Annotated in this window: 8 protein-coding genes; 1 reads left to right on the top strand and 7 read right to left on the bottom strand. The window is 59.4% G+C overall.

What is annotated here, in order from left to right; translation table 11 throughout:
• Nucleotides 1-20: 20 nt before the first annotated feature.
• Genes hutU through hutI form a run of 4 tightly spaced genes read right to left on the bottom strand, consistent with a single transcriptional unit; the run spans nt 21 to nt 5,234 of the window.
• Nucleotides 21-1,703 carry a urocanate hydratase gene (gene hutU, locus ACR0JA_RS19605; protein WP_480578686.1) on the bottom strand — a complete coding sequence of 561 codons (1,683 nt, stop codon included), beginning with the start codon at nt 1,701-1,703 and terminating at the stop codon, nt 21-23.
• On the bottom strand, nt 1,700-2,497 hold the full coding sequence (gene hutG / locus ACR0JA_RS19610) for an N-formylglutamate deformylase (RefSeq protein ID WP_480578688.1): 798 nt from the start codon (nt 2,495-2,497) through the stop codon (nt 1,700-1,702). Before hutG ends, hutU begins: the two co-directional genes overlap by 4 nt.
• Nucleotides 2,497-4,032 carry a histidine ammonia-lyase gene (hutH, locus tag ACR0JA_RS19615; protein ID WP_480578690.1) on the bottom strand — a complete coding sequence of 512 codons (1,536 nt, stop codon included), beginning with the start codon at nt 4,030-4,032 and terminating at the stop codon, nt 2,497-2,499. Before hutH ends, hutG begins: the two co-directional genes overlap by 1 nt.
• Nucleotides 4,029-5,234, bottom strand: coding sequence for an imidazolonepropionase (hutI, locus tag ACR0JA_RS19620; protein WP_480578692.1), 1,206 nt, complete (start codon nt 5,232-5,234; stop codon nt 4,029-4,031). Before hutI ends, hutH begins: the two co-directional genes overlap by 4 nt.
• Before the next feature lie 81 nt (nt 5,235-5,315).
• Here hutI and ACR0JA_RS19625 point away from each other — a divergent pair, with 81 nt between their 5' ends.
• On the top strand, nt 5,316-6,671 hold the full coding sequence (locus ACR0JA_RS19625; protein WP_480578694.1) for a formimidoylglutamate deiminase: 1,356 nt from the start codon (nt 5,316-5,318) through the stop codon (nt 6,669-6,671).
• 28 nt (nt 6,672-6,699) lie between these two features.
• On the opposite strand, the gene ACR0JA_RS19630 is transcribed toward ACR0JA_RS19625, so the two are convergent.
• From ACR0JA_RS19630 to ACR0JA_RS19640, 3 genes are all read right to left on the bottom strand, one after another.
• A complete protein-coding gene (locus ACR0JA_RS19630) occupies nt 6,700-7,437 on the bottom strand; it encodes a metallophosphoesterase family protein (protein WP_480578696.1) in 738 nt (245 codons plus the stop codon).
• Nucleotides 7,438-7,557: 120 nt separating this feature from the next.
• On the bottom strand, nt 7,558-9,153 hold the full coding sequence (gene serA / locus ACR0JA_RS19635) for a phosphoglycerate dehydrogenase (protein WP_480578698.1): 1,596 nt from the start codon (nt 9,151-9,153) through the stop codon (nt 7,558-7,560).
• Nucleotides 9,154-9,211: 58 nt separating this feature from the next.
• Entirely contained in the window at nt 9,212-10,393 is a 1,182-nt protein-coding gene (locus ACR0JA_RS19640; RefSeq protein WP_480578700.1) for a phosphoserine transaminase, read from the bottom strand.
• Nucleotides 10,394-10,645 lie beyond the last annotated feature (252 nt).

Consider the following 10,645-nt stretch of genomic DNA (forward strand, 5'->3'; position numbering starts at 1 on the left):
TTCGCCAGAGGCTGTTTGGCTTATCCCAGAATACCCGGCAGGCGCAGCCCATGATCACGGGCGCACTCCTTGGCGATGTCATATCCTGCATCCGCGTGACGCCAGACACCCGAGGCAGGATCGTTCCACAGCACCCGCTCCAACCGGCGCGCGGCATCCTCGGTCCCATCGGCGCAGATCACCACGCCCGCATGCTGGCTGAACCCCATGCCGACCCCACCGCCATGATGCAGCGACACCCAGGTGGCCCCGCTGGCGGTGTTGATCAGCGCATTCAGCAGCGGCCAGTCGCTGACAGCGTCCGAGCCATCCAGCATCGCCTCGGTCTCACGATTGGGGCTGGCGACCGAGCCCGAATCCAGATGATCCCGCCCGATTACCACCGGTGCTTTCAACTCGCCATTGGCGACCATTTCGTTAAAGGCCAGTCCGGCGCGATGGCGATCGCCCAGCCCGATCCAGCAAATTCGGGCAGGCAGGCCCTGAAAGGCAATACGCTCCTGCGCCATATCAAGCCATCGATGCAAATGCTCGTTCTCGGGGAACAGTTCTTTCATCTTGGCGTCGGTTTTGTAGATATCCTCGGGGTCGCCCGACAGGGCGCACCAGCGGAACGGGCCGATCCCCTTGCAGAACAGCGGACGGATATAAGCGGGGACAAAGCCGGGAAAGGCAAAGGCGTTCTCCAACCCTTCATCCTGCGCCACCTGCCGGATGTTGTTACCGTAATCCAGAGTTGGCACACCCGCATTCCAGAAATCTACCATGGCCGCGACATGCTGTTTCATCGAAGCGCGGGCGGCCTTTTCTACCGATTTAGGGTCTGTTTCACGCTTCTCGCGCCAGTCTCCCATCGTCCAGCCTAGCGGCAGATAGCCGTTGATCGGGTCATGGGCGCTGGTCTGATCGGTGACGATGTCAGGACGCATGCCACCGGCCTGCATCCGAGCGTATATCTCGGGGAAAACCTCGCCGGCATTGCCCAGCAAACCAACCGATTTCGCCTCGCCCGCTTTGGTCCAGCGGTCGATCATCGCCAACGCTTCATCCAGCGTTTCCGCTTTCTCGTCGAGATACTTGGTGCGCAGGCGGAAATCGATCGAGTCCGGGTTGCATTCAACGGCCAGACAGCTCGCCCCGGCAAAGACGGCAGCCAGGGGCTGTGCGCCGCCCATCCCACCCAGACCCCCAGTCAGAATCCATTTACCGGTCAGGTCGCCGCCATAGTGTTGGCGCCCAGCCTCGGCAAAGGTTTCATAGGTGCCCTGCACGATGCCCTGCGTACCGATATAGATCCACGAGCCAGCGGTCATCTGGCCGTACATCATCAAACCCTTCTTATCTAGCTCATTGAAATGATCCCATGTCGCCCAATGCGGCACGATGTTTGAATTCGCAATCAGTACCCGCGGCGCGTCCTTGTGGGTGCGGATGATCGCAACCGGCTTGCCAGACTGGACGATCAGCGTTTCATCCTCTTCCAGATCCTTCAATCCGGCAACAATAGTGTCGAAATCTTGCCAGGTTCGGGCGGCGCGACCGATACCGCCATAGACCACCAGCTCATGCGGATTCTCGGCCACATCCGGGTGCAGATTGTTCATCAGCATCCGCAGCGGCGCCTCGGTCACCCAGCTTTTGGCGTTTAGTTCAGGTCCGGTCGGCGGGTAGATATCGCGCGTGTTCTTGCGAGGATCGGTCATGAGGCAAGCTCCAATGCAGTGTCTTCGATTGCGTCGAGGATATCGAACAGCCAGCGGCGCAGGCGTGTGGCTTTCTTGTCGTCGAATGTCCAAGGGGCAGTTTCCGCCGCCAAATAGGTCGACTGAGCCAATTCCATCTGAATGGCGTGGAACCCATCGGCAGGACGGCCATAGTGGCGGGTTGTCCAACCACCCCGAAAACGCCCATTCAGCACGGTGCTATAGGGTGACGACGCGGAGAATTCGTGGGTGATGGCTTCGATCGCGTTTGCGCAGGTTTTGCCGCCATCAGTGCCGATGTTCAGGTCCGGCAAAACACCGTCAAACAGAAACGGTATCTGGCTGCGGATCGAGTGGCAGTCGAACAGCACCGCTATGCCATGTTTGGCTTTCACACGCTCCATCTCCTCGGCCAGTGCCGCATGATAGGGTGCATGATAGGCCAGCCGCCGCTCGGCAACCTCATCCTCCGTGGGTTCCTGGCATTCGCGCCAAATGGACTGTCCGTCAAAATCGGTCAGGGGTACCAGCGTCGTTGTATTTTGCCCCGGATAGAGCGAAACCCCGGCTGGGTCCCGGTTTGCGTCGATCACATAGCGGTGCACATGGGACTGGACGACGGTTGCATCGGGCAAAAGCCTTTCATAGAGCCTGTTTATGTGCCAATCCGTGTCCGCAAGCCGCAATCCATTTTCGTTCATGCGTTGACCAACCTCGTTGGGCACAAAGGTCCCGCCATGAGGTTGACCAAGGATGATCGGGCCGTCTCCGCGATGAACATCGAAGATCTGCATCAGAACAGTTCCGGCATTGCGACCTGCACGGCGCTCAGGATATCGCCGTCGGCGACAAGCGTCCGCGCGGTTTCCAGTTCCGGCGCGAGATAGCGATCGTCGCCCAGCGTCGGGATGTCGGATCGCAACCGCGCGACAACACCGATCAGCGCCGCGCTTGTGCTCAGGGGCGCGCGGAACTCGATGCCTTGCGCCGCGCAAAGCAGTTCGATCCCGAGAATGTAGTTCAGGTTCTCGACCATCCGGGTCAGACGACGTGCGCCATGTGCCGCCATCGACACATGATCTTCCTGATTGGCCGATGTCGGCGTGCTGTCGGTCACGCAGGGGTTGGCCAGATGTTTGTTCTCGCTCATCAACGCAGCCGTGGTCACCTCGGCGATCATGAGACCGGAATTCAAGCCCGGTTCGGGCGTCAGGAATGGTGGCAGGTCAAAGCTGAGTGCCGGGTCGACCATCAATGCGATCCTGCGCTGCGCGATGGCGCCGATCTCGGACAAGGCCAGTGCCATCATATCGGCCGCAAATCCGACCGGTTCGGCGTGGAAATTTCCGCCTGAGACAATGGTATCGGTTTCCGTCAAGACCAACGGATTGTCCGTCGCGGCGTTGGCCTCGACCTCGAGCGTGGCGGCGGCCTGACGCATCACATCCATAGCAGCCCCCGTCACTTGTGGCTGGCACCGGATGCAATAGGGGTCCTGCACGCGCGTGTCGCCCTCGCGATGGCTTTCACGGATTTCCGAGCCCTGCAGCACTGTGCGCATGGCCGAGGCGGCTTCAATCTGACCGCGATGACCGCGCAGATCGTGGATGCCGGGCTGCAAAGGTGCGGTGGACCCCATGATCGCATCGGTAGATGCCGCCGATATCACCAGCGCATTCTGCGCCGCGCGCCAGCCCTCAAACAATCCGGCCAAAGCATAGGCGGTGGAAAACTGGGTTCCGTTAATAAAGGCCAGACCTTCTTTGGGGCCCAGTTGAATAGGCTCTAACCCGACCGATTTCAGCGCTTCCGCGCCTGACATCATTTCGCCATCGACCTGAGCAACCCCTTCACCGATCACGACAGCGGCCATATGCGCAAGCGGTGCAAGATCACCCGAGGCCCCGACCGATCCCTGTATCGGGATAACCGGTGTCACCCCACGTGCCAGCATAGCTTGCAGCAGCTCCACAAACGCCCAACGCACACCCGATGCCCCACGCCCGAAGGACAGCAATTTCAGCGACATCATCAGCCGTACAACCCGGTTTGGAACCGCCGGGCCAACACCGCAGCAATGGCTGAGGATCAGGTTGCGCTGCAGGGTCGAGGTGTCCTCGGCGGCAATCTTGTGACTGGCCAGTTTTCCGAAGCCGGTATTGACGCCATAGACCGGGGCGGTTCCGGCGGCAGCTTTTGCTATTCGGTCTGCGGCGTCCTCGATTCGCGGGCGACAGCTTTGATCCAGTGAAATCGACGCCTCATCCCAATAGATCTGGGACAATTGCGCCAGAGAAACCTGACCCGGAACAAGGGTAAGGGTCGTCATTCCTGACCTCCAAAGATACGTTTGTGCACAGGGTTAAAGCCTATGCGATACGACAGTTCGGCCGGGTGGGTGACGTCCCAGACTGCCAGATCGGCGCGATAGCCGGGTGCGATAACTCCGACATCCTTTATCCCCAACGCCAGTGCTGCATGCCGGGTAACGCCCGCCAGAGCCTCGGCCGGGGTCATCCTGAACAGGGTGCAGGCCATGTTCATCGTCAACAGGATCGAGGTCATCGGCGATGACCCAGGATTGCAATCCGTCGCAAGCGCCATCGGAACGGCATGTTCGCGAAACAGATCGATCGGCGGAGACTGGGTTTCGCGCAGGGTATAGAACGCTCCGGGCAGCAGCACCGCGACAGAGCCGGCTTGCGCCATTGCACGAACACCGTCTTCATCCAGGTATTCGACATGATCAGCGGACAGTGCGCCGTAAGATGCCGCCAGCTTTGCTCCGCCCAGATTCGACAGCTGCTCGGCATGCAGTTTGACCGGCAAGCCAAGCTCCTGCGCGACGTCAAATACCCGCGCAATCTGTTCCGGGTGAAACGCGATCCCCTCGCAAAACCCGTCAACCGCGTCGATCAGCCCTTCGGAATGGCCTGAACGCAGCGTCGGGATGCAAACCTCATCAATATAGGCATCCGCTCGGTCGCTGTATTCGGGGGGGACGGCATGCGCGCCCAAAAAACTGGTCACCACGCGCACTGGTCGTTCGTTCGCGATACGCCGCGCCGCACGCAGCATGCGCAGTTCCGTTTCGGTATCCAAACCGTACCCGGACTTTACTTCGATACAGGTCACGCCTTCAGCGATCAGGGCGTCTACGCGCGGCAAGGCATCGGCCATCAAGGCATCCTCGGACGCGGCGCGGGTGGCTTTGACCGTGGACAGAATTCCGCCACCTGCGCGGGCGACCTCTTCGTAAGTCGCACCGTTCAGACGCATTTCAAATTCAGCAGCGCGATTGCCGCCATAAACCACATGCGTGTGCGCATCCGTCAAAGCGGGTGTGATCAGACGGTCGCCATAGTCGCGCTGCGGCCAATCCTGATACTGCGGTGGCAACGCCGCGACGGGCCCGACCCAGACCACCGTTTGCCCTTCGATCACCAGGGCGCCGCGCTCGATCAGACCATAGTCCGAGCCCTCTTGCAGCGTCGCGATGGCTGTAGCCTGAACAACAAAATTTTTGGTCATGGCGATTCTTTTTGGCTCCCCCAATGGATGATTTTTAAGTATACGTGTAAATATATAAAGTCTACACAAATTGGAGCCCCCATGTCTATCTTCGCCAGAAACGCCTTGTTAGGCTTTGATTGGGTAAAGAATCTGCGGGTCGAATATGACGGCGGGATGATCACTTCGGTGCAAAAAGGGGCGGCGGCCCACCCGGATGACACGCAGGTGGACGTGCTGCTTCCGGCGCTGGGAAATCTGCACAGCCATTCCTTTCAGCGCGCCATGGCAGGCCGGACCGAGATACGTATGGCTGGACGTGAAAGCTTTTGGACCTGGCGCAGCCTGATGTACCGGTTTCTGGAACACCTGACGCCCGAGCAGATACAGGCGATCGCCGCCCTGACATTCATGGAGATGCAGGAGGCAGGCTATGCCGCTGTGGGCGAGTTCCACTATGTCCATCACCAACCAGGCGGCGCGCCTTATGCCGATTTGCCCGAGTTGGGCCAACGCATCTGTGCCGCAGCGGCGGAAACCGGGATCGGACTGACGCTGTTGCCGGTTCTCTATTCTTATGGCGGAACCGCGCAAGAGCCCCTGTCGGGTGGGCAATTGCGCTTTGGCAATGATGTGGACCAATATCTGCGACTGGTCGATGACTGCCGGACCTATCTGCCGGATGATGATGCTGTTCTTGGGATTGCGCCGCATTCATTGCGCGCCACAAGCCCCGGCGATATGCATCAGGTTTTACAGCAGCACACCACCGGCCCGGTCCACATCCACATCGCCGAACAGGTGAAAGAAGTTACCGACGTCGAGGCCGCATTGGGCCAGCGCCCGGTCGACTGGCTGTTGAACAACGTGGATGTGGACGCGCGATGGTGCCTGATCCATGCGACCCATATGACCGATGAAGAAACACGCGCGATGGCGCGGACCGGGGCGGTTGCCGGTCTGTGCCCGATTACCGAAGCCAACCTTGGAGACGGTATTTTCAACGGGGCGGTCTACATGGAAAGTAATGGTCGGTTTGGCATTGGATCAGACTCTAATATACGTATTTCTCTACCCGAAGAGCTGCGGACCCTGGAATATTCGCAGCGCTTGCGTGATCGCGCGCGCAACGTTCTGGTTCGCGATCAGGGCTCGGTCGGGATGTCATTGTACAACGGCGCGGCATTTGGCGGTGCGCAGGCTCTAGGCCGCAGCGGCGGAGAGATTGCAGTCGGCAAGCTGGCCGATCTGGTTGCGATCGACAGCACACATCCGACGCTGTCAACGCTGCCCGATGATCAGCTTTTGGACGGGCTGTGTTTTGCCGCGCCCGACGGGCTTGTCACCGACCTTTGGTCTGCTGGTCGGCACATGGTGCGGGGCGGGCGGCACGTCGCGCGTGACCGGATCATCCCGGCCTATACCGCAGCAGTGTCCGAATTGTTGGCCTCGACCTAGGTCGATATCGCCCGCAATAGAGTCTGAATCATTCGGGTCGCGGCGCCAGCGGTACGCGGCCTTTGCCGGTCAGCAACCAGCATGATTGCCCTTCGAACACGCCAACACTGACCGCACGACCATATCCCGCACCGGTATCAAGGTTTATCCGGTTGCCGTAATGGGTGGCCTTGTCGACAGGCGTATGGCCGTGAACGATCAGTTTCGGATGTCGCCCTGAATGCGCGTGAAAGGTGTTTCGAATCCAGACCAGATCGTTTTCGCGCTGCTCCTGCAAAGGCAGCCCCGGGCGAATGCCGGCATGGACAAAGGCCAGATCGGCGGTTTGGTGCATCAGGGCAAGATCCCGCAGGAACATAGCATGCGAGTTTGGAACCGCGGCGCGCGCCATCTGGTGCAGGTCTTCCAACCGAATCCGATCGTCGAAGACGACCCCGTAACTGCGCAGGGTTTCGACGCCGCCAAGCCGCTCGTGTAACCAATGATAGCCCACAAGCAGATGAGGGTCGTGCCGGGGCGTGCCCTCAAGGAACCAGGCGAACATCCGGTCATGATTGCCCAGCAGCGTGATCCAGTCCCGACCGGCCGCGCGCCCGGCGATCAGCCTGTCTATGATGCCGCAACTGTCGGGGCCACGATCCACATAGTCACCCAAAAACACCACCCGCGCGTCTGGGCCACCATCGCGCTCGATATCGGACAGCACTCGGTCAAACTCGTCGACCCGCCCGTGCAGGTCACCGACAGCATAAATCGCTGAAGCCACGTTAAATCCTCGTAAATTATCTTGCCTGCCTTGTGCCTCAAAAACTGCGCAGACAAAAGAAAAAGCCCGCGCCGATTGTGGTGCGGGCTCTTGTCTGTTTCACGATCTCAACACAGCGGGTCAGGCCACGTCGAATTCCAGCGGCTTGATCTGCGTAAACAGACCCGTTTCCGCCAGTTTGGCCCGCGCTTCGGCTGGCACCGGTTCATCAACATAGAGCAGAGCGATTGCCTCACCTCCGGCCTCGGCACGGCCAAGGGTAAAGTTGGCGATGTTGACGTCGTTCTCGCCCATCGTCTGGCCTAGTGCGCCAATGATGCCTGGTACGTCCTCGTTGGTGGTATAGAGCATATGCGCGCCGACTTCGGCGTCGATATTGATGCCTTTGATCTGGATAAAGCGCGGCTTGCCATCGCTGAACACCGTGCCGCCAATGGAACGTTCGCGTTTCTCGGTCACAACAGTTACCTTGATATACCCTTCAAAGGCACCGGATTTATCCTGATTGGTGGTCGAGATCTTGATCCCACGCTCTTTCGCCACAACCGGGGCCGAGACCATGTTCACCTCGGGGTTGAACTTCTTCATGATCCCGGCAACCACCGAACAATTCAGCGCTGCCAGATTCATCTCGGCAGCGACGCCGTCATAGAGGATGTTGATCGCCTTGATCGGCTCGTCCGTCATCTGACCGATGAAGCTGCCCAGATGGCCCGCAAGTTTGATCCACGGTCCCATGACCTTGGCCTCTTCGGCAGTGACGCTGGGCATGTTCAGCGCGTTCTCCACCGCACCGGTCAGCAGGTAGTTCGAGATCTGCTCGGCCACCTGCAACGCCACGTTTTCCTGTGCTTCGGTCGTTGCTGCACCCAGATGCGGTGTGCAGACCACGTTGGGCAGGTTGAAAAGAGCATTGTCTTTGGCTGGTTCTTCGCTGAACACGTCAAAAGCGGCCCCAGCGACCTGACCGGATTGCAGGGCCTCGGCCAGCGCCTCTTCATCAACCAGACCGCCACGAGCGCAGTTGATGATACGTACGCCTTTCTTGGTCTTGGCCAGATTCTCACGGCTCAGGATGTTGCGGGTCTGATCGGTCAGCGGCACGTGCAGGGTGATGAAATCGGCGCGGGCCAGAAGCTCGTCCAGCTCAACCTTTTCCACGCCCATCTTGGCCGCTTTCTCTTCGCCCAGATAGGGATCATAGGCGACAACCTTCATCTTCAGGCCCAAGGCACGCTCGCAAACGATGCCGCCAATGTTGCCGGCACCAATCACGCCCAACGTCTTGTTGGTCAGCTCGATCCCCATGAACTTGGACTTTTCCCACTTACCCGCATGGGTCGAGGTGCTGGCCTCGGGGATTTGCCGCGCCACGGCAAACATCATCGCAATCGCGTGTTCGGCCGTGGTGATCATGTTGCCATAGGGCGTGTTCATCACGATCACGCCCTTTTTCGAGGCCGCGTCCTTGTCGACATTGTCGGTGCCAATTCCGGCACGACCGATGACTTTCAGATTGTCCGCTTTCTCCAGCAGGGTCGGCGTTACTTTGGTGGCCGATCGGATGGCGAGACCGTCATATTGGCCGATCACCTCGGCCAGCTTGTCCTTGTCCTTGCCCAGATCGGGCATGAAATCCACTTCGATGCCGCGGTCGCGGAAAATCTGCACTGCGGTTTCGCTGAGCTTGTCAGATACGAGTACTTTAGGGGCCATGTTTGCGGTCCTTGAATTGTATGGAAGATCCGGGCCTGATGTGGCCCGGTGAATCAGGTCAGGCAGCCTCAGACTGCGCCGCGATCTCGGCCTCAAAGGCCCAGGCCAGCCACGGCAGCATTGCCTCGATATCCGAGGTCTCGACCGTACCACCGCACCAGATGCGCAGACCCGCAGGCGCATCGCGATAGGCGCCGATATCCAGCGCGATGTTCTCGACCTCAAGCCGTTTGGCCACGGCCTTGGCGAAACTCGCTCCATCCTGAATGCGCGCATCGGTGAACTTCAGACAGACCGAAGTGTTCGACTGCGTCGCCGCATCTTCGGCCAGATTGGCGATCCAGTCACTTTGGTCGCAGAAGGCATGCACCGCACCCGCATTGGCATCCGCCCGCGCAATCAGCCCTTGCAGACCGCCCACCGAACGCGCCCAGTCCAGCGCAAACAGGTAATCCTCGACCGCCAGCATTGAAGGCGTATTGATCGTGGCCCCGGTAAAGATACCCTCGATCAGCTTGCCGCCCTTGGTCAGGCGGAAAATTTTCGGCAGAGGCCATGTGGGGGTGTAGTTCTCTAGCCGTTCGACAGCCCGAGGTGACAGGATCAGCATCCCGTGGGCCGCCTCGCCACCCAGAACCTTCTGCCAGCTGAACGTTGTCACATCCAGCTTGTCCCAGGGCAGGTCCATCGCAAATGCTGCCGAGGTCGCGTCGCAAATCGTCAGGCCCTGACGGTCATCCGCGATCCAGTCGCCGTTTGGAACCCGCACGCCCGAGGTCGTTCCGTTCCATGTGAATACCACGTCATTGGTAAAATCGACCGAGGCCAGATCGACGATCTGCCCATAATCCGCAGTTTTTACTTCAGCGTCGATTTTCAGCTGTTTGACCACATCGGTCACCCAGCCAGACCCAAAGCTTTCCCAAGCCAGCATCTCGACTTTGCGCTCACCCAGCAGCGACCAAAGCGCCATTTCGACCGCGCCGGTGTCCGAAGCGGGAACGATGCCGATCCGGTAATCTGCCGGTATGCCCAAAATCTCTCGCGTGCCTTCGATGGCCGCCTTCAGCTTGTCCTTGCCGACAGCCGCGCGGTGAGAACGACCCAGCGCAGCATCAGTCAGTTTGGTCAGATCAAATGTGGGGGGTTTGGCGCAGGGGCCCGAAGAAAAACGCGGATTCGCCGGCCGCATATCAGGTTTGCGCACGGTGTCGTGCGACACCGGTTGTTCGATAGTCATCTGTATTACCCTTCCAGATACACGCCCCTCGTTGGGGAGGGGTGTCCCACGGACAGGGGTAAGCAGAGTTTGCAGTTGCAGCAAGCGAAAAAGACGCTTCGCTTGACAAAAACGACATCTGAAACGGGGTCAAATCAGAACACAAGTTTCCGATTGGCGAAAACCCCGCCGATTGTATGGCGGGGTTATGTTGGTTGTGTTTTATTCGGCGGCGTCTTCGTATTCTGACATTGGTGGGCATGTGCAGATGAG

This window comes from Ruegeria sp. AM4, from assembly GCF_056540665.1.